The 26,683-nt window shown below is 51.5% G+C and carries 22 protein-coding genes and 2 riboswitches; of the genes, 8 read left to right on the top strand and 14 right to left on the bottom strand.

The annotated features are described in order from the left end of the window. Nucleotides 1–44: 44 nt before the first annotated feature. Both thrS and ACFO9Q_RS02405 read right to left on the bottom strand, forming a co-directional pair. A complete protein-coding gene (gene thrS, locus ACFO9Q_RS02410; protein ID WP_379178297.1) occupies nt 45–1,991 on the bottom strand; it encodes a threonine--tRNA ligase in 1,947 nt (648 codons plus the stop codon). 397 nt (nt 1,992–2,388) lie between these two features. Then, nucleotides 2,389–3,312 (bottom strand): putative sporulation protein YtxC, encoded by a 924-nt coding sequence (locus ACFO9Q_RS02405; protein WP_379178395.1) that lies wholly within the window; start codon nt 3,310–3,312, stop codon nt 2,389–2,391. A gap of 156 nt (nt 3,313–3,468) precedes the next feature. Between ACFO9Q_RS02405 and ACFO9Q_RS02400 the strand changes: the two genes are divergently transcribed. Then, nucleotides 3,469–4,587, top strand: a complete 1,119-nt coding sequence (locus ACFO9Q_RS02400) for a GGDEF domain-containing protein (protein ID WP_379178295.1) — start codon at nt 3,469–3,471, stop codon at nt 4,585–4,587. A gap of 76 nt (nt 4,588–4,663) precedes the next feature. Here the strand turns inward: ACFO9Q_RS02400 and mqnC are convergent, their stop codons facing one another. The 4 genes from mqnC to metA form a co-directional block, all read right to left on the bottom strand. After that, the gene (gene mqnC, locus ACFO9Q_RS02395) at nt 4,664–5,800 is read right to left on the bottom strand and encodes a cyclic dehypoxanthinyl futalosine synthase (RefSeq protein ID WP_379178293.1); all 1,137 of its coding nucleotides are present in this window, start codon (nt 5,798–5,800) and stop codon (nt 4,664–4,666) included. Between the two features lie 155 nt (nt 5,801–5,955). Beyond that, nucleotides 5,956–7,140, bottom strand: coding sequence for a trans-sulfuration enzyme family protein (locus ACFO9Q_RS02390; protein ID WP_379178291.1), 1,185 nt, complete (start codon nt 7,138–7,140; stop codon nt 5,956–5,958). 7 nt (nt 7,141–7,147) lie between these two features. Then, nucleotides 7,148–8,308 carry a PLP-dependent transferase gene (locus tag ACFO9Q_RS02385; RefSeq protein ID WP_379178289.1) on the bottom strand — a complete coding sequence of 387 codons (1,161 nt, stop codon included), beginning with the start codon at nt 8,306–8,308 and terminating at the stop codon, nt 7,148–7,150. Between the two features lie 78 nt (nt 8,309–8,386). Beyond that, nucleotides 8,387–9,304 (bottom strand): homoserine O-acetyltransferase MetA, encoded by a 918-nt coding sequence (gene metA, locus ACFO9Q_RS02380; protein WP_379178287.1) that lies wholly within the window; start codon nt 9,302–9,304, stop codon nt 8,387–8,389. A gap of 107 nt (nt 9,305–9,411) precedes the next feature. After that, nucleotides 9,412–9,519: riboswitch (SAM riboswitch) on the bottom strand. 371 nt (nt 9,520–9,890) lie between these two features. On the opposite strand from metA, the gene corA reads away from it, so the two are divergent. The 4 genes from corA to ACFO9Q_RS02360 all read left to right on the top strand — a co-directional run bounded on the left by corA (nt 9,891) and on the right by ACFO9Q_RS02360 (nt 13,749). Next, nucleotides 9,891–10,826, top strand: a complete 936-nt coding sequence (corA, locus tag ACFO9Q_RS02375) for a magnesium/cobalt transporter CorA (protein WP_379178285.1) — start codon at nt 9,891–9,893, stop codon at nt 10,824–10,826. Nucleotides 10,827–10,959: 133 nt separating this feature from the next. Then, complete coding sequence (locus ACFO9Q_RS02370) at nt 10,960–11,862, top strand: LysR family transcriptional regulator (RefSeq protein WP_379178283.1); 903 nt, start codon at nt 10,960–10,962, stop codon at nt 11,860–11,862. Nucleotides 11,863–11,895: 33 nt separating this feature from the next. Further along, nucleotides 11,896–12,705, top strand: a complete 810-nt coding sequence (locus ACFO9Q_RS02365) for a histidinol-phosphatase (RefSeq protein ID WP_379178281.1) — start codon at nt 11,896–11,898, stop codon at nt 12,703–12,705. 189 nt (nt 12,706–12,894) lie between these two features. Continuing rightward, nucleotides 12,895–13,749, top strand: coding sequence for an EamA family transporter (locus tag ACFO9Q_RS02360; RefSeq protein ID WP_379178279.1), 855 nt, complete (start codon nt 12,895–12,897; stop codon nt 13,747–13,749). A 36-nt stretch (nt 13,750–13,785) separates the two neighbouring features. Here ACFO9Q_RS02360 and ACFO9Q_RS02355 read toward each other — a convergent pair whose 3' ends face one another. Both ACFO9Q_RS02355 and ACFO9Q_RS02350 read right to left on the bottom strand, forming a co-directional pair. Continuing rightward, nucleotides 13,786–14,496, bottom strand: a complete 711-nt coding sequence (locus ACFO9Q_RS02355) for a pirin family protein (RefSeq protein ID WP_379178277.1) — start codon at nt 14,494–14,496, stop codon at nt 13,786–13,788. Nucleotides 14,497–14,554: 58 nt separating this feature from the next. After that, nucleotides 14,555–14,953 carry a DoxX family protein gene (locus ACFO9Q_RS02350; RefSeq protein ID WP_379178275.1) on the bottom strand — a complete coding sequence of 133 codons (399 nt, stop codon included), beginning with the start codon at nt 14,951–14,953 and terminating at the stop codon, nt 14,555–14,557. 182 nt (nt 14,954–15,135) lie between these two features. Between ACFO9Q_RS02350 and ACFO9Q_RS02345 the strand changes: the two genes are divergently transcribed. Beyond that, nucleotides 15,136–15,444 carry a winged helix-turn-helix transcriptional regulator gene (locus tag ACFO9Q_RS02345; RefSeq protein WP_379178273.1) on the top strand — a complete coding sequence of 103 codons (309 nt, stop codon included), beginning with the start codon at nt 15,136–15,138 and terminating at the stop codon, nt 15,442–15,444. A gap of 1,388 nt (nt 15,445–16,832) precedes the next feature. On the opposite strand, the gene sdhB is transcribed toward ACFO9Q_RS02345, so the two are convergent. The 3 genes from sdhB to ACFO9Q_RS02330 are packed head-to-tail and all read right to left on the bottom strand — an operon-like array spanning nt 16,833 to nt 20,074. Beyond that, nucleotides 16,833–17,615: a succinate dehydrogenase iron-sulfur subunit gene (gene sdhB, locus ACFO9Q_RS02340; protein ID WP_379178271.1), complete on the bottom strand. Its 783-nt coding sequence runs from the start codon at nt 17,613–17,615 to the stop codon at nt 16,833–16,835. 5 nt (nt 17,616–17,620) lie between these two features. Then, nucleotides 17,621–19,378, bottom strand: coding sequence for a succinate dehydrogenase flavoprotein subunit (gene sdhA / locus ACFO9Q_RS02335; RefSeq protein WP_379178269.1), 1,758 nt, complete (start codon nt 19,376–19,378; stop codon nt 17,621–17,623). A 24-nt stretch (nt 19,379–19,402) separates the two neighbouring features. Continuing rightward, nucleotides 19,403–20,074: a succinate dehydrogenase cytochrome b558 subunit gene (locus ACFO9Q_RS02330; RefSeq protein WP_379178267.1), complete on the bottom strand. Its 672-nt coding sequence runs from the start codon at nt 20,072–20,074 to the stop codon at nt 19,403–19,405. 248 nt (nt 20,075–20,322) lie between these two features. On the opposite strand from ACFO9Q_RS02330, the gene ACFO9Q_RS02325 reads away from it, so the two are divergent. After that, nucleotides 20,323–21,222 carry a LysR family transcriptional regulator gene (locus ACFO9Q_RS02325; RefSeq protein ID WP_379178265.1) on the top strand — a complete coding sequence of 300 codons (900 nt, stop codon included), beginning with the start codon at nt 20,323–20,325 and terminating at the stop codon, nt 21,220–21,222. Nucleotides 21,223–21,280: 58 nt separating this feature from the next. Here ACFO9Q_RS02325 and ACFO9Q_RS02320 read toward each other — a convergent pair whose 3' ends face one another. The 3 genes from ACFO9Q_RS02320 to ACFO9Q_RS02310 are packed head-to-tail and all read right to left on the bottom strand — an operon-like array spanning nt 21,281 to nt 24,551. Then, entirely contained in the window at nt 21,281–22,510 is a 1,230-nt protein-coding gene (locus ACFO9Q_RS02320) for a cation:proton antiporter (RefSeq protein WP_379178263.1), read from the bottom strand. Between the two features lie 20 nt (nt 22,511–22,530). Further along, nucleotides 22,531–23,193, bottom strand: coding sequence for a potassium channel family protein (locus tag ACFO9Q_RS02315; protein WP_379178393.1), 663 nt, complete (start codon nt 23,191–23,193; stop codon nt 22,531–22,533). Nucleotides 23,194–23,210: 17 nt separating this feature from the next. Further along, nucleotides 23,211–24,551 (bottom strand): TrkH family potassium uptake protein, encoded by a 1,341-nt coding sequence (locus tag ACFO9Q_RS02310; RefSeq protein WP_379178261.1) that lies wholly within the window; start codon nt 24,549–24,551, stop codon nt 23,211–23,213. Nucleotides 24,552–24,650: 99 nt separating this feature from the next. Beyond that, nucleotides 24,651–24,828: riboswitch (cyclic di-AMP (ydaO/yuaA leader) on the bottom strand. Nucleotides 24,829–25,069: 241 nt separating this feature from the next. Here ACFO9Q_RS02310 and ACFO9Q_RS02305 point away from each other — a divergent pair. Then, complete coding sequence (locus tag ACFO9Q_RS02305) at nt 25,070–26,683, top strand: CPBP family intramembrane glutamic endopeptidase (RefSeq protein ID WP_379178259.1); 1,614 nt, start codon at nt 25,070–25,072, stop codon at nt 26,681–26,683.

The following is a 26,683-nucleotide window of genomic DNA, read 5'->3' as shown; positions in this document are numbered from 1 at the left end:
AACATGAATATGCCCCATTGCTTCAAGCTTTATTCGCTTCCTGCTTACCCGTTCTGCTGTTCCTTGGACTGAATCTCTTGCTGCAATTGGCCGATTAGCTCGGCTACCGGCTTAGCCCCGATATCGCCTTCCCCACGCTTGCGGATCGATACGGTTCCGGATTGTGATTCATTCTCACCGACAACGAGCATATACGGAATCTTCTCGAGCTGCGCTTCCCGAATCTTGTAGCCAAGCTTCTCATTGCGGAGATCGCTCTCTACACGAATGCCTTCAAGCTGCAGCTTCTCCGCAACCTCGCGCGCATACGCTTCGTAAGCGGTCGACACCGGAATGACCTTCGCTTGAATCGGTGACAGCCAGAGTGGCAGCGCTCCTGCGAAGTTCTCCAGCAGGAAGGCCGTCATCCGCTCCATCGTAGAGATGATGCCCCGATGAATAACGACTGGGCGATGCTTCTTGCCATCCTCGCCTACATATTCAAGCTCGAACCGCTCCGGCAGTAGGAAGTCAAGCTGTGCAGTCGAGAGCGTCTCTTCCTTGCCAAGCGCAGTCTTAATCTGTACATCCAGCTTAGGACCGTAGAAGGCTGCTTCCCCCTCCGCTTCGAAGAATGGCAGAATCAGTTCTTCCACTACCTCGCGAAGCATGCGCTGAGACATCTCCCACATCTCATCATTCTGGAAGTACTTCTCCGTATCCTTAGGATCACGATAAGACAAGCGGAAGCGGTAGTCCTTAATGCCGAAGTCTTCATACACCTTCTGAATCAAGCCTACCACACGCGCGAACTCTTCCTTGATCTGATCAGGCCGGCAGAAGATATGGGCATCGTTCAGCGTCATCGCTCGGACGCGGTGAAGACCGGTCAATGCTCCCGACATCTCGTAGCGGTGCATCGTTCCGAGCTCCGCTATACGGACTGGCAAGTCGCGGTAGCTGCGCATATCGCTCTTGAACACCATCATATGATGAGGACAGTTCATTGGGCGAAGTACAAGCTCCTCGTTGTCCATAATCATCTTAGGGAACATATCCTCGCTATAATGCTCCCAGTGTCCAGAGGTCTTGTACAGCTCGACATTAGCCAGGACAGGCGTGTACACGTGCTCATAGCCTAGACGCTCCTCTAGATCGACGATATAACGCTCCATCGTGCGGCGAACCTTGGAGCCGTTAGGCAGCCAGAGCGGGAGGCCTTGCCCTACTTCACGGGAGAAGGTGAACATCTTCAGTTCACGGCCCAGCTTCCGATGATCCCGCTTCTTCGCTTCCTCCAGGAAGTGCAGATGCTCGTCCAGCTGAGCCTTCTTAGGGAAGGCTGTACCGTAGATGCGCTGAAGCATCTTGTTCTTGGAATCTCCACGCCAGTATGCACCAGCCACGCTTAGCAGCTTGAAGGCCTTGATGCGGCCGGTTGATGGCAAGTGAGGACCGCGGCACAGGTCGAAGAATTCCCCTTGGTCATAGATCGTAATGACGGAATCCTTCGGAAGATCACGAATCAGCTCAAGCTTCAGATGATCATCCAGCTCAGTGAAGATCGAGACCGCTTCCGAGCGGCTTACTTCTCGGCGGCGAATGTCCAAGTTCTGCCCCGTAATACGGTCCATCTCCTTCTCGATCTTGACTAGATCTTCCGGAGTGAGCGATTGCTCCATATCAATATCATAGTAAAAGCCGTCTTCAATGACAGGACCAATACCGAGCTTGACGGACGCATTGCCGTACAGACGCTTGATCGCCTGCGCCATGAGATGAGCCGTACTATGGCGATACACTTCCAGGCCGTCGGCGCTGTCCACCGTGACGATCTCTATGGCAGCATCTGCTTGAATCGGCGTATAGACATCGACTACCTTGCCGTTGATTTTGCCAGCTATCGCATTCTTCCTAAGTCCTGGCGAGATGGAGCCTGCCACCTCTTCAATAGTAGTTCCTGCTTCATACTCTCTTACTGCCCCATCTGGCAGTGTTACCTGAATCGCCATTCCCTCTACACCTTCCTGCTCGCTATAATCAAGCCATATGCGGGTATGTACGCAACAAAAAAAAGCACGCATCCCGCAAAGGGACGAGTGCTTGTCTACTCGTGGTTCCACCCTACTTCGACTGTTGAACCGCTGCTGCATGGTTCATCGTCCTCGTATATTCCGTTAACGGGGAAGTCCGGTGAAGCTTACTGTGTACATACGAAGAGACGGTATATACGGTTAGGCTTCACAGCTTGGAAGGGGTATATCCGCCAACGTCATGGGAGGAAATTGCAGCCGAGTTCCCTCTCTCTGAGCCTAACGCTTGCGAGCAGATACATGTCTTCGTCATCGCTGTTCATTGTTGTCCTTACGACATTATGTGCAACATTATAGCTTGCCCGGACTAGTATAGTCAAGGCTGAATCACTTCACCCAATCGCGTGCTGCAGGAGCTGCACTCTACACAGATGCTCACACGGCTCTCGAAGATGGTCTCAATCGTTCGAATCGCTTGCAGCTCTGGCTGTCTCGTATGAATCAGGATCTCCTTAGGCGATGCGGCAATCAGCGAGGAGATAACCATATCCTCCACGTTCATCTCAGTCTCTAGCATCTCTGCAACGATCCGGTCAGACGGTGACTTCGTGTCAATCGGCAGCAGCTTCTCATCTAGCAGTGTGAATTCATGACCGCCCTTGTGCATGAGGTGTACGATCGGATGCTTCGTCTCCTGAAGACACACGAAGTACTTAAGCAAGGAGATGAATTCCTGATATTGCTTGTCGAGCACATATTCGTCCAGCGCGTACTCTACGACTTCCGTCAGCTCCTTCCGATAGCTGTTCAGCCGGAAGTTGATGAAGCCGTCTATATTGAGATGAGTGTGCTGGTCGAGATATGCCTCGAGTTCATCTGCGACCTTGGCGCGGCGGCGCTGCCGATCGGCATCCAAGTATCTCAGCTCGAAGCCGTCCCAATCGGAGCCGTGCAGGAGATCATGGCAATAACGCTCAATCATCTTCGTATCGCTCGTATCCTTGTATCGATATTTGCGGCGAATGATGGAAGCGAGCATACCTGTCTCACGTTCCCTTATTACATATTCGGACAGAGCAATGGCTGCCTTGCGATATACATCAGGTCCATGCTGAGTTAACTTGAATTCCGGCATGAGAGCGCTGCATACAATGCTCTGCTCCGATCCTATCTGATAATCAATATAAGCGCCAGACTGTGAGGTCATATGTAGATCTGCCGCATGTTCATTCAACAAGACTGACAGCATCTCGATTGTTTCCTTAGAGCTTGATTGCAGTGCTATGGTGAACAACTCCATCTGCTCCACCCCTTCCTCCCTATCAGTATATGGTGTGCATCCAAGGGATATACGATGAAGACTTTGGCACACCTTGAGGGATTGGAAACAATAAGCATCCATGGTATATTATTAGTTATGTAATGTGATGCTGCAGCGCTGGAGTGAATAATCCTTATGAATTACGAATCGCTCGGTTATAATCGTAACCGATGGAACCGTACGCTATTGAACGGCTATTGGCTGTTGCTGATCATGTCGATTCTATTGGAGAGCAGTTATTTAACCGTTACCTACTTGCCCTCGTCTGAGTTCGTCAAGACTTATATTGTCTATCCGAGCCTGGTACTCATTGTTGTCTTGTCATTAACCGAGCTCGCGATCCTTGCCTTAAGAACACCCTCTCACGATTACGTGATGATCGTCTCCTCTTCCCTTTTCTCAATCATTCTCGTTAATGTCCACGTCGCGATTCATTATTTAATGATTACTCTTTTTTTACCTGTATTGATTTCCGTCTTTTACTTCCACCGTCAGAAGCTGCTGTTCGCCTTGCTGGTCACGCTTGGCTCCCTGCATCTCATCTACTGGCTCAATCCCGCCGTTCATAGTCGGATGACCGTCGTTGGGCTTTTTGTATTGACTGTTATTTTCACCGCATTCAGCTTAATCGCCTATGGTGTACTCCTCAGAGGGAGAGAGCTTGCTGACTACTCCAAGCTGGCACACAAGTCTAATCAGGAGCTGCTCGTTCAGACGATTCTCATGGACAAGCTGACGAAGACCGATGCGCTCACTGAGCTATACAATCATATTACCTTCCACGAATATATGGACAAGCTTGTAGAACAGAATGAAGGGTATCAGCTTCCGCTGCAGCTTGCTCTCATAGACATAGACAACTTCAAGTCGGTTAATGATACGTTCGGGCATCGTGCCGGGGACATTGTGCTTAGCAGAGTCGCTCACATCATTAAGAGCCATGTCAGCATGAATGACTTCGCAGCGAGGTATGGCGGGGAAGAGTTCGCTGTCCTATTCACAGACAAGTATCCAGAGCAGTCTCTGATGCTGCTGGAGACGTTACGCAGCGAGATTCACGCGGAGCAGCATGATGTCCTCGGGAAGCAGCCGGTTACGGTCAGCATCGGTCTTGCCATCTACCGTACGGGAGAGGGCAAGGAGTCCTTCTTCACACGAGCCGACAATGCGTTGTACACAGCTAAGAGGAGCGGGAAGAATCGCATTGTGCAAGGAGAGGAACCCTTGATGAATACAGAAGAGGCTGTCTCCTAACACCGGTTAGGAGGACAGCCTCTTCTTCATAGAAATATACCTATTACCCTGATCTAGAATAACTTCATAGCTTCATCTAATTCTGCATGACAAAGTCCTGATCAGCCTTGTCCGTCTCCTCGAACGTACGCAGAGTCTGATACTTCGTATTGCGCTGGGCAGGAATCTTGCCGCACTCCCGAATAAGCTTCAGGATGAGCTCAATGTTGACCTTGTGCGTAGTTCCTGCAGCCGATACCACATTCTCCTCAATCATCGTCGAACCGAAGTCATTGCAGCCATAGGATAAGGATTGCTTCCCGATATCCGGTCCCATCGTCACCCAGGAGGACTGGAAGTTATCAATGTTATCGAGCATAATCCGGCTCACGGCAACCATCTTCAAGTACTCCTCAGGCTTCGACTTCTCCATCGGCATATTCGTATTGTCCGGCTGGAACGGCCAGCAGATGAAGGCAAGGAATCCGGTGGAGTCATAGCCATTCTGTATGCACTCATCTTGCGCATCACGCAGTCTAAGCAGATGGAGAGCTCGCTCCTCCATCGTCTCTCCGAACCCGTACACCATCGTAGCGGTTGTATTCATCCCTTGCTTATGCGCTGACTTCATCACGTCCATCCAGTCGGTCCAAGAGCCCTTAATCCGGCTAATCTTCCTCCGAGTCCGATCATCAAGGATCTCAGCACCTCCGCCTGGCAGAGAGTCGAGCCCTGCTTCATGCAGCTGCTTGATGACTTCGTCCAGGGTTAATCCATTCGATACGACGACCATCTTCTGAATCTCCGCCGGGGAGAAGGAATGCATCGTAATGGAGGGGAAGCGCTTCTTAATCTCGCGAAGCAGATCTGTATAATAGGAGAATGGCAAGTTAGGGTTCGTTCCCCCTTGCATGAGAATCTCCGTTCCATTCACATCTATCGTCTCTTGAATCTTGCTGAAGATCGTCTCATCCGGCAGGACATACCCTTCGGAGGAGCCCGGTGCGCGGTAGAACGCGCAGAATCGGCAGTACACATCGCATACATTCGTATAGTTAATGTTACGCCCGACAACGAAGGTCGTTATTGGCTCAGGATGGCGTCTAAGCATGAGCTCATTCGCGACCTTGCCCATCTCCTCAATCTCGTTCGATTCCAAGAGTGCGACACAGTCCTCCAGACTAATTCGTTCCCCTTGCAGCGCCCGATCTAATATATGGTCAATTGAAGACAATTGCGGCACCTCCTATCTCTCCTAATGAAAAAAAAAACATCTCATGCCATCGTACCATAGGTGCCTATTATTCGTCACCCACCGGGATTCGTTCGTACAAATGAGAAATACGGCTAGTCTGGGAAGACAGCCGTATCCCTATCTACATGGACGAGTTAACCTCGTAAGGAAGCATCCAAGTCATGGAGTAAATCATCAATATCTTCAAGTCCAACAGAATAGCGCACTAGTCCGTCGGTAATTCCGCGCTCGTGACGCACTTCCTTCGGCATAGCAGCGTGAGACATCATAGCCGGATAAGAGAGAATGCTCTCGACTGCGCCTAAGCTCACGGCAACGAGCGGAATCTTCACGCGGCTGAGCATCGACTTCGCACGTTCACCGCTGCCGACATCGAAGGAGACGACCGCTCCATATCCTGCAGATTGCTTCTCATGAATGGCTCTTCCCGGATGATCTTGAAGACCGGGGTAATAGACCTTCTCTACTTCCGGGTGGTTCGAGAGCCACTCAGCCAGCTTGCGTGCACTCTTCTCACTATGCTCCATCCGCGCCCCTAATGTCTTCATTCCACGCATGAGCAGCCATGATTCCTGTGGACTAAGTACCGTTCCCATGCCGTTCTGCAGCTGCTTCAATCTTCTGCCCAGTGACTCATTCGCAGTAACAGCTAGTCCAGCAAGCACATCACTATGGCCGCCTAAGAACTTGGTCGCACTGTGAAGCACGATATCTACGCCCAGCTCAATCGGACGCTGGTGGTATGGCGTCATGAATGTGTTATCGAGCATCGTCAGCAGTCCATGCCCCTTCGCCCAAGCTGTCGTCTGAGCGATGTCTGTAATCTTGAGCGTCGGGTTGGACGGTGTCTCCATGAATACAGCCTTCGTATTCGGCTTCAGCGCTGCCTTCACCTGCTCGAACTCCGTCATGTCGACGAAGGTTGATTCAATGCCCAGGCGATCTAGTATGGAAGTAAGCAGGCGATACGTTCCGCCATACACATCTTCCGTTACGATGACATGATCGCCTGCAGAGAGTAGGAGGAACGTCGTCGAGATCGCCGCCATGCCGGAGGCGAAGGCGAACCCTCGATCTCCCCCTTCAAGCAGCGTAATATAATCCTCCAAGGCTTGCCGAGTCGGGTTGCCGGAGCGGCTGTAATCATATTCAGGCGGGTTGAAAATATCATGGTGATGGAAGGTGGATGCCTGATAGATTGGAACGCTCGAGGCACCGGTCTGTTCATCAATCTCCGCTCCGAAGTGAATCAGCTTCGTAGCGAACTTGCGCTGTGCAGCTTGTCCTTGCACATGATCATGTACTTGCTCATCTGACATCTCGAAGTTAAGCCCCCTCTAGTTCAAGGCGTGCTGCCTCGAGTGCTTGTCCTAGATCTGCAATCAGATCATCGGCATGTTCAATTCCTACAGAGAAGCGAAGCAGCCGGTCATCTACTCCAACCTTGCGGCGAATCTCCTCCGGAATATCGGCATGAGTCTGAACAGCCGGATATGTCATTAGAGACTCTACACCGCCGAGGCTCTCTGCAAAGGCAATCAGCTTGATGTGGCGAAGAATCGGCTCCACATATCTCGCATCCTTAAGCCGGAAGGAGAATATTCCGGTATTGCCTGAGGACTGGCGGTTCTGCACGTCATGTCCAGGGTGGTGCGGCAGAGCGGGGTAATAGACCTCCTCAATGGCTTCATGCTCCAATAGATAGGTGGCCATCCGAGTGGCATTATACTGATGGCGCTCCATCCGAAGTGCCAGTGTCTTCATGCCGCGCATGAGCAGCCACGAATCCTGCGGTCCTAGCACCGCGCCAATCGAATTGTGCAGGATCGCCATCTGTTCAGACAGCTCCTTGCCCTTCGTCACGATCAGCCCTGCCAGCACATCATTGTGTCCGCCTAAGTACTTAGTAGCGCTGTGAATGACAATGTCCGCACCCAGTTCAATCGGGCGTTGGAAGAACGGCGTGAGCAGGGTGTTGTCTACAATCGTAAGCAGTCCCTTGGACTTCGCCCACGCACACACTCTCTCTACATCCGTAATCATCATGAGCGGATTAGTCGGTGTCTCAATCAGAACAGCCTTCGTACCAGATTGGAGCACCTCTGACATAGCATCAATATCATTCGTATCGACATACGTTGCTGTCACCCCGAACCGGGACATAATTCTCTCCAGCAGACGGTAAGTGCCTCCGTATAGATCTAGCGAGACGATGAGGTGATCGCCTTGACTGAAGTAAGCGAAGATCGTCTGAAGTGCAGCCATCCCTGAGCTGCAAGCGAAGCCGGCATCACCGGCCTCCAGCCTAGCCGCTGCCTCCTCCAGTACGGAGCGTGTCGGGCTCTTCGTCCTTGCATAGTCGAAGCCGGTGCTCTCCCCCAGCTTAGGATGGCGGAACGCCGTTGCTTGATAGACAGGGAAGCTTACCGCTCCTGTAACAGGCTCTTGTACGGAACCAATCTGGGCCAAGTGACTCTCAATTCTCATCGTGTAGCAGATCCCCCTTAGAATGCAGCGGCTGAGCCGCCGATATGATTACATGTAAGACCTCTATTATACAGGTTGCTATATGCCTGCCCCAAGCTCATAAGGCGTCTGTTGATACACATAATAGTTCAACCAGTTAGAGAACAATAGATTAGCATGTGCGCGCCAGGTTGAGTAAGGCGCCTTGGCTGGATCATCACCCGGGAAATAATTGATCGGCTTATTCACCCGAAGCCCCTTCGCTTGATCACGATCATACTCGAACTTCAAGGACAGCGGATCGTATTCGGAATGGCCTGTGACGAAGATCTGCTTGCCATCCTTGGAGGCTACAATATAGATACCTGAGTCTGGTGACTCTGACAAGATGTCCAAGTCGGGATGTCCTTCAATATCCTCTCGTCTCACTTCGGTATGTCTAGACTGTGGCACGAAGAAGGTCTCATCGAAGCCGCGAAGCAAGTTCACATTCGCCTTGAGGGCCGTATGCGGGAACACGCCGAATATCTTCTCATCCAGATTATACTTCGGCACCCCATAGTGATGATACAGGCCAGCCTGTGAGGCCCAACAGATATGGAAGGTCGAGGTAACACGACGCTTGCTCCAATCCATAATCTGCTGCAGCTCTTCCCAATAGTTCACTTCCTCGAACGGCAGCTGTTCGACAGGCGCTCCAGTAATAATGAGGCCGTCATAGTACTCATGCTCGATGTCCTCGAACGTCTTGTAGAACGATTCAAGATGGTCGGCAGACGTGTTCTTGGACGTATGCGTCTTCGGATGCAGCAGCACTACTTCTACTTGAAGCGGAGTATTCCCGATTAAGCGGAGCAACTGAGTCTCGGTCGTCTCCTTCGTCGGCATTAAGTTAAGAATCGCTATTCGAAGCGGCCGAATATCCTGATGATAGGCGATACTCTCGTCCATCACGAAGATGTTCTCTTGATTCAATATTTCCTTGGCCGGCAGATGGTCTGGTACTTTGATCGGCATGCGGTTCACTCCTTAAGATGTTAGGTATGTTAGGCTTGAGAATGAGCAAAAAGGCCCATTCTCTTGACACGAGAAAGGGCCGCATGGTCGAAAAAAGCCATCCGCCTCTCTCATCTCTCAGAAACCTGATCTGGTTTCCGCAAGAATTAGCACCGTGCTTTACGCCGGTTGCCGGGCTTCATCGGGCTGGTCCCTCCGCCTGCTCTTGATAAGAAAGTAACATCATATTCCGTTATTATTTTTTACTTTATAGCATTCCGCTGGTCGCGTCAAGATGGTTGTGAACATATGCTGAAGGAACCCCTTGGAAGCGGATATTTTCGCTTGTATGTATTACAGCCGCGGGAGTATACTAGACAAGGATTATTCCCGATTGTAATTGCTATTATCTGAAGAATAAAGGAGTGACTACCTACATGGATGGCGATGGGCCGTATCCTGCCTCACAACATATGACAACTGCAAGCGGCTGCCGGATGCACTCCATGCCGGGTGGCATGTCCATTAGCTAATAACGCTGAACGGGCATAGGCCCTCATAGAGATCGTTCAGGTAGCCCTGCAGGAACGGAAGGGAGCAACTACCAATGAAGATCCGACTCGTTAACAACGGCGTCTTTACCCCTGTTGAAGATATCAATGATACACTTGTTCCAACCTCACAAGGCTTCTATTGGATTGATGCCGATGTGGAAGACCTTGCTGTGCTGCAGCCTCTGTTCGGGATGCATGATCTGGCAGTCGAAGATTGTTTGAGTGAAGAGGATCAGCGTCCGAAGATCGAGATCTACGAAGGCCATTATTTTATCGTCATTAACAGTATTAGATTCGATGATGAAGAGATATTCTTACGCGCTCTTAACATTTTTCTAGGCAGGCATTACATTATTACCGTCACGAGGCAGAAGATCAACGAGCTCCGATCGCTGAAGCCTGTACTGTGGGAGGAGGAAGTCTCTCGGCCGGATTACTTCCTGTATCATCTCGTAGATATTGTGGTCGATAACTACTTCCTAGTCGGTGATCGAATTGATGCCCGGATTGAGAGCCTCGAGGAAGACATTCTCATGCACACGAAGAAGTCTCATCTGACCGAGATTATCGGACTCCGCGGTGAGATCCTGTGGCTGAGGAAGGTGCTTGGTCCGCAGAAGGAAGTGATCGCCACCTTGAATAAGAAGGATCTGAAGCTCATCGATGATCAACTGCAGAAGTACTTCAGCGATATTCATGAGAATGCGGTTAAGATTGCCGAGACCTTCGATACGTATCGCGACCTCATGGGCAACTTGCGAGAAGCGTATCAATCCAGCCTCGCCAGCCGTGCGAATGAGATTATGAGGATTTTCACCGCGCTGACTACCATCTTCATGCCGCTGACCTTCATTACCGGAATATACGGAATGAACTTCGACTTCATTCCCGGCTTGCATCTGCGCGGCGGATCCTATATTTTGCTCGCCTTCATGATGCTTCTAGGCTTTGGGATGTTTTATATTTTCCGCAAAAAAGAATGGCTATAACCAAGCAAGAAGGCTGCGGCTGTCATACGGATGACAGGGCGGTCTTCTTTTTTTGCTGTAGTGTAAGGTTTCCATTATAATAAGGAATGGTGCTGCCTAAGCAATTAGGGCAGCCGGCTAGGGGGAACAAAGGGTGAATATTAGCCAGCTTGAGACGCTCCTCACCATATCCAAGACGATGAGCTTCCGTAAGGCGGGCGAGCTGCTTAACTTGACGCAGCCTGCTGTATCGGCCCAGATCAAGAGTCTCGAGGATGAGTTCAAGACACTGTTAATTGATAGGAATCAACCCGTCACGCTGACGGATCATGGCCAAGTATTCCTCGAGCACGCGCAGCGTATGCTGACGATCGTCGAGGAGCTGAAGCAGAAGCTGTCCGACCTCAGCCAGACTCCGCAAGGCCATATTGTGCTAGGTACGACCTCCTCCATCGCGATTCAGATTCTCCCGCGGGTGCTGTCTTACTTCCAGAATCAATTCCCGCTCATTAAGACGACCATACATTCCATGCCATCTTCCCAGGTTATGACAGCTGTGGAGAATGGGAATGTTGATATTGGGATTACATACTTAACGGAACGCAATCCGAATGTGGACTCATCCGTACTGTACTATGACACCTTCGAATTGGTCGTCTCCCCTCATCACCCAATGAGCCATCTTAAGCATACGAAGGTGGAGGCGCTGCGCGACATTCCGATTATTATGCTCGCCCCGGATACGTTAGGCAGGAAGTACGTCGACCAGATCTTCCGCAAGTATAATATCCAGCCCAATATCGTCATGGAGCTGTCGAGCAGTGAAGAGATTAAGCGGATGGTCGAGATCAATCTAGGCGCCGCCGTCGTCTCCAAGCTGTCCATTGCCAATGAGCTTCGGCTAGGAACACTCAAGATGATTAAGGTGAATGAGCTGGAGATTAGCCATCCTGTCGGAGTCGTATACAAGTCTGGCCGATATCTGAGCACCGCCATGCAGCAATTCTTAAGCGATCTGAAGGGAATGCCGCAGGATCAGTTCATCAGCAGCGAATAGAAGCAAGCGATTGATAACGGGAGGAATGTGACTATGAAGTTCGACCTGCACACCCATCATGTCAGATGCGGTCATGCCGACGGGGATATTGAAGAGTATGTGTTAGCTGCGATTGATGCGGGACTTGGAGCGATCGGAATATCCGATCATTCCCCGTACTTCGGTTCTCCGGATGACCAGCCCCAGCCAGGTATTGCTATGGCACGGAGCGACTTCGCTAATTATGTGGAGGAAGTGCTGCGGCTAAAGCAGAAGTATGAGGGCCGAATCGAAGTGTTGCTAGGCATCGAGTCCGACTTCTTCCCGGAGTATGCGGAGGTGTATAGAGAGGCCTACGCCCCCGTTCCGTTCGATTATATTATCGGCTCCGTGCATTTGTCGGGCGGCGTTAGTATTTTCAACCGGAATCGATGGAAGGATCTTAATGAGGAGCAGCATCTGGCGCATAAGCTCGAGTATTACGATCTTATCAAGCAGTCGGCCCGCAGCCGCATGTTCGATGTGCTTGGTCATATTGATGCGATGAAGGGGTATTATCCTGCCTTCTCCGATATTCCCGCCCATTCCGCCATCGATGAGACGCTGCAGGTCATTGCCGAGGAGCAGATCGCCATTGAGATTAATACGTCCGGCAAGACGAAGACGGTCGGCGGCTGGTACCCTTCGGATGAGATCCTCGAGCGAGCGCTTCATTACGGGGTTGCGGTAACGTTCGGGTCAGATTCTCACGTGCCTTCCCGCGTCGGGGATGATTGGGAGCTTGTGCGAGAACGTCTGAAGGAGATCGGCTTCAAGGATTGGATCTACTTCCGGAAGCGTCAGCGGGTTGTTGTTGCGTTATAGATAGGCGGCCCTCGGGGCAAAAAGAAGACAAAAAAAGTGGACCCGCACCGTCGCGGGTCCCAAGAGATATATTAAAAGGGGGTCTTGGTTATTATAATAGCCCATCAATGTGATGAGACGATAACAGGACTATTTCATTTGTGTAACAAATGACGACCCGCTTAACCTGCCTAAGGGGATGACTATTGCATGTGGCTTGTAACTGCCGTCGGCAGCGCTATTCTATTCGGACTAGCCGGCTGGTGGATGAAGGTAAGCCAGATGAGAGGCGGAACAACCGCGAGGCTGCTCTTCGGATTGTATGCGGCCGGAACCGCTGGATTCGCCGTTCATGCTTGGCTCGAAGGATCACTGTCTGTGCTTGGTACACCTGAAGTATGGCTGGCTGGCGTAATAATAGGTGCAGGCTCCGCCTGGGGCAATGCGCTCTTCATGAAGGCACTTGATTATGGACCAGCCTCCCTGACTTCTCCGCTTACGAATATGAACATTATATTAGTTGTCGCCCTTGGAACCTGGTATTACGGAGAAGAGCTCAGTCTGCAGGAAGCGATTGGCATCATCTTGCTGCTGCTAGCCGTAGTCTTCATCTCGTATAAGGGCAGAGAGCCCGTCTCGGTTGGCGAGAAGCGCTGGTATGTGTATGTTGGTGCGGCAATCGTATTGTTCGCCCTGCGCAATGGAGGGCTCAAGGTGACCGAAGAGCTCGGAATGCCAAGCGCTCCAATCTTAATGATTGCCTACGCTCTATCTCTGCTCTGGTTCATAGACACAGGACGTGTCAAGGGGAAGCAAGCCTCGCCCTCAGCCCAGCGAATCGGGTGGCGCTACGGCTTGCTCGCAGGGCTGTTCTCCTACGGGGGACTTCAGCTCTATGCGCTGGCGCTTGCAAGCGGACCCTCTAACTTAGCTGCTCCGATATTCGCTACGAACTCCTTGGTAGTTGCGATTGGAGCTATTGTTGTATACCGTGAGAGGCTGACGATGATGCAGTGGACAGCCTTTGGCTTAACGATAACAGGACTTCTTGTCATTCGGCTGTAGCCGGAATGGCAAGAAGTCCTGTTTATTTGGTGCGGTTTATGGCAAGTCGATGAGCATGAACCGAGAGCTCTCCTCGGCCTTCACTGTCATGCTCGCTTCACCTTCTATGCGCGCCGAGTCTCTTCGGTTCAGCACGGTATGCTCTATGCTCACGGAACCTTCGAGCACGAAGAGGAAGATTTTGCGACCAGCGATCTGACTGTACGTTATGCTATGGCCGGCTTCAGGCTCCGATAGATAGATGCTCATATCTTGAGCAATGCTCGCAACAGAAGGGTGATTAGTATCGCCCTCTGCACCGCTTACGACTAGCGTCAGATTGTTCCTCAGAGCGTCCGTGTCGAAGGCGGTCGTCTCGTATGAAGGCTGTAGTCCTGTCTGATTAGGTGTGAACCACATCTGCAGCAGCTCTAACGGCTCATCGTTGGATCGATTATATTCCGAATGCATGATGCCTGTTCCAGCTGACATGCGCTGTATGCCGCCCCAAGTCGTCTGTGCCACGTTGCCGAGGCTGTCCTGATGCTCGAGATGACCGCTTAAGACGAGGGTTACGATCTCCATCTCACGATGAGGATGCATCCCGAAGCCCGTCTCTTGTGCAATCCAATCATCGTTCAGCACTCGCATCGGTCCGAAGCTCATATTGCTAGCATCATAGTAGTCCGCGAAGCTGAAGCTGAAGTTAGACCGCAGCCAGCCGTGATTCGCAGAGTACCGTTCATGTGCAGGATAGATGGTTATCATAAGGCAACGTCTCCTTCCGCTTCACTCGTTCCTGAGTGATTATTCATTGGGTTATTTTTTAGAATAACCAAGCATCCAGTGAGAATTCCCCTGCTCCGATGAGAGCCACTCCCAGTGCCGCAGCTATGAGAACCAGATTATATTCGTATCCGTTTTGAGTAACCCACAGGCCATTCGCTCCGTGTACTTTAACAATCGCAATCAGCATAGGAATAATGATAAGTACCGCCCCAACCCAGGTCCATAGTCCTGCTGCGAATAATATTCCTCCTAATACCTCTGTCAATCCAGCGGATAGAGCCATGAATACCCCTGGCTTCATTCCAATGGATTCGAACCAGCCCCCTGTACCCTTCACTCCGTAACCGCCGAACCAACCGAACAGCTTCTGTGCGCCATGACCAATGAACAGCAACCCCACTACTAATCGAATAATTAACAACCCTGTGTCTACCATTTGTACCCTCACCCTTCTATATTGTTTGTTTGCCTTGCTTCTGTTTTTATATTAGTATAGTTACTTACTTATGTCAAGTAAATAATATTTATGAAGTTTTTTTTGTTTTTCCACTCCTTACTCACTTACCTTAACTAAGTACATATGTTACAATAGGTATACACAGAAGCGGGGTGATACAGTTGGACTATTCAACCATGTGCCCGAAGTATGAAGCAGCGGCCGATATTCTAGGCAAGAAGTGGACAGGCCGAATTATCCGCGTCCTGCTCGGAGGGCCCAAACGATTCAAAGAAATGAAGGAACAAATTCCTGAGATGAGCGACAAGATGCTGACTGATCGCATGAAAGAACTCGAAACGCTCGAAATAGTCAGTCGCCATGTATACCCGGAGATGCCCGTCCGGATTGAATATGAATTAACCGCCAAGGGGCGCGACCTGCAGCCTATCATCGAATCCATACAGCTGTGGGGCGAGAATTGGATGTAATTAATATAGCTAGGCAGAGATACAAAAAAACCTTACCAATGGCCCAGTGGCTTGGTAAGGTTTTTTTGTTGCGGGCAGTGGGTTGGGCATGTAGTTGCAGTACCGCCGGGCCATTATGGTGCATTAATGCACCTCGTGGCTTGCTCTGAACTGAGTCCGAGACGATATGGTTTATTTCCCCATCTCGTTGGCGTCCAGGGAGCTGCGACTGGCCACCTAGCGAAGGTGTGTGAGGGTCAATAGGGTATACAATGCTCCTATTGATTGCCCAGCAAGGCTGTGCGAGGGTCAATAGGGTATACAATGCTCCTATTGATTGCCCAGCGAGGGTGGGCGAGCGTCGATAGGGCATAAAATGCTCCTATTGATTGCCCAGCTAGGGTGGGCGAGGGTCAATAGGGCATAAAATGCTCCTATTGATTGCCCAGCGAGGGGTGCGAGCGTCGATAGGGCATAAAATGCTCCTATTGATTGCCCAGCGAGGGTGCTCGAGCGTCGATTGGCATAAAATGCTCCTATTGATTGCCCAGCAAGGCTGTGCGATGGTGATATGGTGCAGAAATGCACCATAATGGGTAAGGCGCCCCGCACTGGGGGCCAATATGGTGCATTTTTTGCACCCCGTTGGCTTCCAGCGAGCTGCAGCCTGGACAATATGGTGCATTTTTGCACCCCGTTGGCTTCCAGCGAGCTGCAGCCTGGACAATATGGTGCATTTTTGCACCCCGTTGGCTTCCAGCGAGCTGCTGTCGGGCCAATATGGTGCATTTTTGCACCCCGTTGGCTTCCAGCGAGCTCTTGTCGGGCCAATATGGTGCATTTTTGCACCTCGTTGGCTTCCAGCGAGCTGTTGTCGGGCCAATATGGTGCATTTTTGCATCTCGTTGGCTGACACCCAGATCCGGATGTGCCCATGACATATTCAGAATCCCAATATTACTACTATCCCCTCCAACTCGCTATATAGAATAGGTAGTCTTCTGCTCCTGTACCTTACGAGCGCTAAAAGCATTGCGCTAAATGGTAATATCAATTGTTGGGTTGGGTTGGGTTGGGTTGGGTTGGGTTGGGTTGGGTTGGGTTGGGTTGGGTTGGGTTGGGTTGGGTTGGGTTGGGTTGGGTTGGGTTGGGTTGGGTTGGGTTGGGTTGGGTTGGGTGGGGTGGGGTTGGGTTGTAACAGTTACTGTGAACCTTACCCCACGGTCCATCTCCCCTATTGTGTCAGACTATTTGTCCCCCACTTATTACATGTATACACTCATGCTTGTCATGCTTGTTATGCTTGTCATGCTTGAGAACATCCTCAGTGAGCGAGAATACATCTCATAAAACTAAAAAAACGACCAGGCCTAAAGCCTGGTCGTTCCCAATACGTCACATATTCCGTCTTACATGCCAAGCCACTTCTTGAACAGGTGCTTGGTTGTATCCTTGTTAAGAGCCGCAATTGAGGTAGTCAGCGGAATGCCCTTCGGGCAAGCGCGGACACAGTTCTGCGAGTTGCCGCAGCCTTCAATGCCGCCGTCGTCCATCAAGGCGTCCAGACGCTCTTCCTTGTTCATCTCACCTGTAGGGTGAGCGTTGAACAAGCGAACCTGGGAGACAGCTGCCGGACCGATGAAGCTGTTCCGGTCGTTAACGTTAGGACAGGATTCCAGGCAGACACCGCAAGTCATACACTTGGACAGCTCGTACGCCCACTGACGCTTGGTCTCCGCCATCCGAGGTCCAGGACCCAGGTCATAGGTGCCGTCAATCGGAATCCACGCCTTAACACGCTTCAGGGCGTTGAACATCCGCTCACGATTAATGACAAGGTCGCGCACGACTGGGAAGGTCGTCATCGGCTCAAGGCGAATCGGCTGCTCCAGCTTGTCAACGAGCGCGCTGCACGCTTGGCGAGGCTTGCCGTTAATGACCATGGAGCATGCGCCGCACACTTCCTCTAAGCAGTTCGATTCCCAGCAGACGGGAGCCGTATTCGCCCCATCGGACTTCGTTGGATTACGCTGAATCTCCATCAGTCCGCCGATGACGTTCATATTCGCACGGTACGGAATCTCGAACTCTTCTGTGTAAGGGGCTGATTCCGGTGAATCCTGCCGAGTGATGACGAACTTGACCGTCTTGGCAACCGTACTGGCTGCTGTTGCTGTTGCAGAATTAGCCATAGTCGTTAGTCTCCTTTCTTCTTGTCTGTCGTATAGTCACGCTTACGCGGAGCAATCAGGGAGACATCGATATCCTCGTAGGAGATCTGAGGTCCTTCCGGCGTCCAAGTCGCCTTCGTCGTCTTCATGAACTCCTCATCGTTACGCTCTGTGAACTCCGGCTTGTAGTGAGCGCCGCGGCTCTCATTACGCATCAGAGCACCCAGCGTCATCGCTTCGGACAGCTCAATCATGTTCCACAGCTGACGAGTGAACGCCACGCTCGCATTGTTCCAGCGAGCAGAGTCATTAATATTAATGTTCTGGTAGCGCTGCTTGAGTTCCTTAATCTTGCCAATGGTTGCTTCCAGCTTGTCATTGAAGCGCACGACCGTCATGTTGTTCGTCATCCATTCGCCGAGTTCCTTATGAATAACATAAGCATTCTCCGTGCCGTTCATGTGGATGATACCCTCATACTTGTCCGTCTGACGCTTCTTCTCACGATCATAGACAGCCGAAGAGATGTCCTCAGCAGACTTCTTCAACCCTCTGATATATTCAACAGCCTTAGGCCCTGCTACCATACCGCCGTAGATGGCGGAGAGCAAGGAGTTCGCACCTAGACGGTTAGCGCCATGGTACTGATACTCGCACTCGCCTGCTGCGAATAGACCAGGAATGTTCGTCATCTGGTTGTAGTCAACCCACATACCGCCCATGGAGTAATGAACAGCTGGGAAGATCTTCATCGGAATCTTACGTGGATCGTCGCCCATGAACTTCTCATAGATCTCGATGATGCCGCCGAGCTTCACATCCAGCTCCTTCGGATCCTTATGCGACAGGTCGAGGTAGACCATGTTCTCACCGTTGATGCCCAGCTTGTCGTCTACACAGACGCTGAAGATCTCACGAGTCGCGATGTCACGAGGCACGAGATTGCCGTAAGCCGGATACTTCTCTTCTAGGAAGTACCATGGCTTGCCATCCTTATATGTCCAGATACGGCCGCCTTCACCGCGCGCTGATTCCGACATGAGACGAAGCTTGTCATCCCCTGGGATAGCGGTCGGGTGAATCTGGATGAATTCGCCGTTCGCGTAGTGCACACCCTGCTGATACACCGCGCTTGCAGCTGTACCTGTATTAATAACCGAGTTCGTCGTCTTACCGAAAATAATGCCAGGACCGCCCGATGCCAAAATAACCGCATCTGCAGAAACCGTATGAATCTCCATGCTGCGAAGGTCTTGTGCCGATACGCCGCGGCAGATGCCGTCATCGTCGAGCACAGCGCCAAGGAACTCGAAGTGCTCGTACTTCGTTACGAGACCAGCAGCTTCCCAGCGGCGTACTTGCTCATCGAGCGCATACAGGAGCTGCTGCCCTGTCGTTGCTCCGGCGAATGCCGTTCTATGGTACTTCGTGCCGCCGAAGCGGCGGAAGTCAAGCAAGCCTTCCGGTGTACGGTTGAACATAACGCCCATCCGGTCCATCAAGTGAATAATGCCTGGTGCTGCTTCGCACATCGCCTTAACGGGTGGCTGGTTCGCCAGGAAGTCCCCGCCGTATACGGTGTCATCGAAGTGCTCCCAAGGGGAATCGCCTTCCCCCTTCGTATTCACCGCTCCGTTAATGCCGCCCTGCGCGCATACGGAGTGGGAACGCTTCACAGGCACGAGGGAGAACAGATCCACGTGGACGCCTGCCTCTGCTGCCTTAATAGTAGCCATCAAGCCGGCGAGCCCGCCGCCAACTACGATAATTTTATTCTTAGCCATTACGTATCGCTCCTTGTACTCGTACTAACCTATGTTCGACCATGCCAAGGCTGCGGCTGCCGCTTCCTTGAACTCATCTCCGCGGAAGGCAACCAGTGACAGCAGGAACAGCGCCGCAACTAGAACGAACACGCCCATCCAGATGTAGGATGAGATCTTCTGCGCGCGAGGTCCAACGGTAATGCCCCATGAGACCAGGAAGGCCCACATGCCGTTGCTGAAGTGGAATACAGCAGCAATAACTCCAATGATGTAGAGGATGAAGTAGAATGGATTCGTCGCAATCTCGTGCATATGAGAGCCTAGCTCTTCATGGGACACATTGCCAATCGCTACCTGCCAGCGAGTCTGGTATACATGCCAGAACACGAAGATGAAGGTAATGACGCCTGATATCCGCTGCCACATGAACGCCCAGTTGCGGCCGTACTTGAACTGCCCGGTGTTCACGTTGGACTGGTAGGCTACGTATAGCCCATAGATTCCGTGGAATAACAACGGAAGGAAGATGAGGAACAGCTCCAGCACCCATACGAGCGGAAGGCTGTTCAGCAGCTTAACTCCGGAATCGAAGCCCTCCGGTCCGCCTTCGAATGCCATGTAATTGGTGAGGCCGTGTTCAACGATGAACAAGCCGAGCGGGATGACTCCCAAGAGGGAATGAAGCTTCCTCGAATAATACGAATTTCCTTTCATACTGCTCTCGTTCTCCTTTCAACACTGTGTAATCGCTTATAAGACAAGCCATGAACAAACCATCAATCATTGTACCCCCAGCCCGAATCCTCGTCAACAAATGTCGACACAAGTTAGCCACACTTCACATCCTACTCCTTTTCATCTTATAATGGAATTGCTTATTTTTTATAGATTGTTATAACGAATTCACATAAGCATTAGTTGATTATGATTCTCACTCTTCTATTATATAAGGAGATCTGCCCATGCTTGAGGAAATGCAAGTATTCGCTGCGATTGTGGAGCAGTCCAGTATGAACAAGGCATCCGCTGTACTGAATCTGTCACAGCCCGCCCTGTCCCGTAAAATAGCGAAGCTGGAAGAAGAGCTCGGCGCTCAGCTGTTCCGCAGAATCGGCAAGAGACTGGAGCTGACCCGTGTCGGGCAGATTACTTACGATTATGCCCTGGAGCTGCGTAAGCTGCATCGCCGTTATATTACTGCGGTCAGCGAACACAAGGAGTCCGGCCGAACACCGCTGACGATTGGCGCGAGCCTGACTACTCTTCAGACGACGCTGCCAGACTTCATTCAGTCTCTGACGGCGGCTCATCCTGAGTTCGACATTAAGGCGATAACAGGCAAGACGCATGAGATCGTTACGCTCGTACGCGACCGCAAGGCGGACATTGGCATTGTGGCGTCGATGATTGAAGATACGCAGCTCACTTGTGTCCCCTTGTTCGAGGACCATCTGCTCCTGGTGCTGCCTCGGAATCAAGTCGTGACCGATCGAGGCAAGCTGACTATTCAGGATCTGAACGATATGCCTATGATTCTATTCTCCAAGGGGACCTGGTATCGGATATTGACGGACGAGCTGTTCCACAAGTATGAGCTGCAGCCAGATGTTCGAATGGAGATTGACTCCTTCGAGGCCATCCTGCGACTGCTACACACATGCCGGGCGGCTACTCTGCTTCCGAAGTCGTACTTGAGGACGCAGCTGCTGGATGATAATGATCTTGCCGTCATCCCTCTGGCCGAGCTGGAGGAGACGAAGCGGACAACCTCTCTCATTCATGCTGATTCAGCTTCAGCAGGCCCCGTCGTACGAAGATGGCTGGAAGAGCTTCCACGATTCCTATCGGGCGGCTACACATAGACAAGGACAGCTGCCTCTAGGTTCTTCAGCAGGCCGCTGTCCTTATTATTCTCCCATATTAAGCTTCTGCATCCATTCCTAGCCGCTTCGCGACCCATGCGGTTGTACTGGCCTGGACCAATATGGTCATCAGTATGGCCATGAGAGTGATTGAGGCGATAATGTCCGCATGCTTCACACCCATTCCGATAATGATGCCGGATAGAGCCGCAGGAATGACCCCCGTCTCCCTTACCCACATCATGAACAACAGCTCTCGCCCTGTCCACTTCGCCGCTCTGTCGGGAAGGGCACTCGCAAGCACGGTGAGCGGGCGAGCAACGAACATGAACAGCAGCACGACAGCAAGGCTCTGCAATCCGTACTCCAGCATGAGTGCAAGATCGGCCTGACTGCCGAGCAGAACGAAGATAAGCATGCGCATAATAACGGTCATATTGTCGGAGAAGTGAACGAGCTCCTGCTCCCGTGCCTCAAGATTAAGCTTCACAATGGCTGGATTGCCCCATACAAGCCCCGCTACGAACGTAGCCATGAACCCGCTGACATGAATATAGTCACCTAAGAGATACGCTCCAAGAGCTGTTACGACCATAGCGATGGTCGTATACTCCTTAAGAATACCAAGCTTCGGATGGACAGCCAGCAGCACGATAAGCACTCCGACGGCCGCTCCAAGCAAGATTCCTCCTGCAGCTGTCCTCACGAACTCCCACAGCAGGGGCCCCGCTTCAAGAGCCGACTCACCAGTTACCGCGGCGAGCAGAGCGAAGGTAATAATGGAGCCCGTTGCATCATTGAAGGCAGATTCACTCTCTACTGTCTCCCTCACCTTCTTCCGTATCGTAACCTGACGGAATACCGGGATGATTGAAGCAGGATCGGTTGAAGCGATGACCGAGCCTGCGAGCAGCGCATAGAGCCACTCTATTCCGAACAGATAGTGAATAGCCGCACCTGTTACCGCTATAGTAATCAGCACACCTGGGACACTAAGCAGCGATATCGTCCACTTCACCTTCTGCAGTCCTCGCAGACTAATATTACGGCCTCCATCGAACAGAATGAGGACCGAGCCTACAGTGAGCACCAGTTGATTCACGACTGAAGCGCTGCCCTCATTAATTAAGTGAAGTCCTTGCCCAAGCACCATCCCCATGACGATGAACAGCGCTACATCTGGCAGGCGCAGCCATGCCGCTATTCTTCCGGACAGCATGCCGAAGCACAGAACAAGCAAGAACAGCAGTACCATATGATGAATAACCGGGGTTGCTTCTGTAACCACTTGATGACCACGATCCTCTCTTAACGAATGACAGCCTCTTCGAACTCTTCAATCTGTTCGTTCGTCCCAATGACGACCATCACATCACGCTCAGAGAGCATATCTTCCGCAGTTGGAGCAATAATGATGCCGCTCGCCTTATTAATGGCCACGATGCTGCAGCCGTAGCGCGCCCGCGGGTTAATATCATGCAGGGACTTGCCATCGAGACACTTGGGAACAGCAAGCTCTGCAATCGTATAATCCTTAGACAGCTCAATATAATCCAGCAGATTCGGCGACACGAGCTGATGAGCGACACGAATGCCCATATCCCGCTCGGGATAGACGACCCGGTCGACGCCAAGCTTCTCTAGCACACGCCCGTGAAGCTCGCTGATGGCCTTAGCCACAACCTTCTTCACACCAAGATCCTTAAGCAGGATAGTTGTCAGTATGCTTGCTTGAATATCATCGCCGATAGAGACGACACCGCAGTCGAAGTTGCGGACACCCAGCGAACGCAGCGATTCCTCATCCGTTGCATCTGCACATACCGTGTAGGTAAGCACCTCGCTCATCTCTTGGACAATCTCTTCATCCCGGTCGATGCCAAGCACCTCATAGCCAAGCTCGACCAGTTCCTTGCCCAAGCTTGAGCCGAACCGTCCCAGTCCAACGATAACGAATTGATGACCTTTAATCATAGCTATATAAGCTCCTAACCAATTGTAATTTTACCTTCTGGATGCCGGTATAGCTCCTTCTCCGTCTTAGGACCAAGCGCATAGGCAAGCGTCAGGGGCCCGAGTCGTCCAGCGAACATCGTGAGCGCAATTATAACTCTTCCTACGTCAGATAGATAAGGAGTTACTCCTGCAGACAGCCCCACTGTGCCGAATGCAGACGTCGTCTCGAACAGAATCTTAATGAACTCCTTATCCTCCGTGGTCGACAAGATCATCGTCACGAACAGTACGAGCGCGAGGGACAGCATCGTAATCGTCAACGCCTTGAAGATGCGGTCCTTGCCTAGACGGTAACGGAACAGCACGATATCCTCCTTGCCTCGAATCATAGCGATGACAGCTCCGATCAGTGTCATGAACGTCGTCGTCTTAATCCCTCCGCCTGTCGAGCCTGGTGAAGCGCCGATGAACATGAGGATGATGGTGAAGAAGAGCGTCGCTTGTCTCAGCACGGTGAAGTCCAGAGTATTCGCTCCGGCTGTACGCGGTGTAACCGATTGGAAGAAGGAAGCGAGTATCTTCTCTCCCCAATTCAAGGACCCCAGTGTATTGGCATTGGAGAATTCGAAGATGAAGATGACGAGAGCTCCGATTGCAATTAAGGAACCTGTCATCGTCAGGACGACCTTGCTGTGCAGCGACAGCTTCTTCTTCGTCCGGAACTCCAGCAGATCCGACATAACAATGAACCCTAGTCCACCAAGAATAATTAGCAGCATGGAGACGATATTAACTAACGGATCGCCAACGTACATCGTCAAGCTTCTATACTCTCCGAATAGATCGAAGCCCGCATTATTGAAGAAGGAGACAGCATGGAAAAATCCGAAGCCTACTGCTCTGTCCAGCGGCATGTCATAAGCGAAGCGAATCGTGAACAAAATAGCTCCAGCTAGTTCAATCGCCAGCGAGTAAAATATGACTTTGCGAATCAGCCTAACAATGCCCTCCATGCTGCTCTGGTTCATCGCCTCTTGTAGGATAAGACGCTCCTTGAGGGAGATTCTCTTGCGAAGCGCCAGAGCAATCAGGGTGGCCATCGTCATGAATCCGAGACCGCCGATCTGAATGAGCGTAATAATAATAATCTGGCCTGGTATGGACCAGAACGTCCCAGTGTCTACGACTACGAGCCCTGTTACACAGGTCGCAGAGGTAGCCGTGAATACCGCATCAAGGTACCGAACTCCCTCCCCATTCGCAGTGGCGAATGGCATGGAGAGCAGCAACCCTCCAAGCAGGATAATGATGGCGAAGCCCGTTACCAGGATTCGCGGCGGTGACCATGTCAGCACCTTCAGGTTCATCTTCATATGTACAATCTCCTCATCGGTTATCGGTTATCGGTAGTCATGTGTAGGCAAAAAAGAGCACAAAAAAATAGCACTGGATGCTCAAGTGCTAAAGCGATGAGTCCTGTTCCATACAGCCTGCGAGGTTAGCTGACGGATTCGGGCCTGGAAAGGCAGCCCTATTCAGCAGGTTCATATGATCCTGTCGAAATTCACCCCATGTTGCTGCGGCCATGCTTGGCTGCTAACAACAGTATGGTTCCCCCGTTTTCCTTAGGAAATTCGGCTGTGCTATTCAATTGGTTGTAACGTTAACGATTATAATCCTTATTGGCGGTTAGTTCAAAATCGTGTGAATCATAAAATGAAGGGGAATTTGTGCATATTCGGGCATACACTTGAAGTTATAGGAGGTTGTCTCCCCTCACGTCGTTATTTCTCGCTTTTATGAAAACAATGCTCTTCTTTTCATCGGATTCATTGGATCAGGAATGAAAAACTATGTTATGTTAAGCGTAAATTAAAACAGAGGTGGTCGCATGCTTCAGCCGATACAGGCCGATGAGTGGAAAAAGTACAGGATAGCCGGACTGATTGCTTTTATTATTTTCATACTTGTTCAGATTGTTCCGCAGGCTGCGGATCCCTCGCTATCAACGGCTTCGTCCAAGCTGATTACCGAAGGTGAGGCTGAGATGGCTGCCTCGGCCTTCATTCAGGAAAATCTGCATGAAGAAGCAGAGAAGCTGGAGACGATTCACCAATCCGAGAGTATGGTGTATGGATACTTAACGAAGGAGAAGCTGCTAAGTGATTACAGCGAGCAATATGACAAGCAATTCCCTACCGATGTCTATCAGGTCGAATCGAAGCTGAAGGACGGCGGCATCGGGTATATCTATGTCCATATGGAGACCGGCACAGTCGTCGCATGGCACTTGCTGGAGCCTAAGGGTGAAGGGAATCCGCTGACAGGCAGCGCTGCCCTTAAGGCAGCCAAGGAGCTTGCCGTCCAGCAAGGCTTCCGGGCAGAGGAGCTGAAGCGCAGCGAGGTTCAGAATAACGGCACAATTATGCTGTACCCGGCTGGGTATCGAATCGGCGAAGCTGCTCTAGAGATTAAGGTCCGTACGGCTTCCTCGGCCACTGGCGGTGATCCGCTCGTTACGGAGTACAAGCCGGCCTTCGTTGCTCCTTCCGACTATGTGTCCTATGTCGAGGAACAGAAGTCGATTGCGAATCTGTTGTCTGTCTGGGGCTACCTCGTCATGACAGGGGTGCTGTTCCTGTTCGCTGTCATCTATGCCATCTTGTACCGTAAGCATACTTCATTCCAGCGCGGTCTGCTGCTCACGGGCTTCTTCCTCGCCTTTTATATTGCGAACAACTTCAACATGGCGGACGGCCTGCGCTCCACCCTTGGAGAGAGCACTAATCCTGATCTGTATATGGCCATCATGATGTTCGTCACGGTGCTTACAACCGTTGTATTCGGTGCTGCAGTCTACTTCTCCCTCGTCGCTGGAGATGGACTATGGCGGGCTGCGGGACAGCGATTGTGGCCACGCTTCGGCGAGCCCGGCTATGGGGACCATGTGTGGCAGAGCATGAAGCTATCCTATCTGTTCGCCATTATTCTGCTGGGCATGCAGTCCATTATCCTGATCGTGCTGCAGCTCGTGACAGGAGCTTGGTCAACGAGCGATGCTACGCAATCGCCATACAACATGGCTCTCCCTTGGCTCATGCCCTTGCTTGCTTGGTGCGCTGCAATCTCCGAGGAGAGCATCTATCGGTTATTCGGCATCGGCCTGCTGCGCAAGTGGCTGCGCAATCCGTGGATTGCCGCTCTCATTCCGTCAGTGATCTGGGCGCTCGGACATGTTGCATACCCGATCTTCCCATCAACCACCAGATTAATTGAGCTCGTTATCCTTGGTCTCGTCTTCTCGTGGCTGTTCCTGCGATATGGATTCATCACAGCCGTATTCACACACGCCATACTGGACAGCATCCTGATGGCTGCCTCGCTGCTCTTCATGGGGACTGCGGCCAATGTGGCTGCGGCCATCTTCTACCTCGTGCTTCCGGTTCCCATCGCATGGGTCATGAAGAACTGGCGATCCAAGAAGGGTACCACACAGACAGCCTAG

Origin of the sequence: Paenibacillus sp. GCM10023252 (assembly GCF_042653305.1) — a bacterium.
In the GTDB taxonomy this organism is placed as follows: Bacteria; Bacillota; Bacilli; order Paenibacillales; family Paenibacillaceae; genus Pristimantibacillus.
Note: the sequence above shows the minus strand (reverse complement) of the source record. Positions and strands in the feature narration are given on the sequence as shown.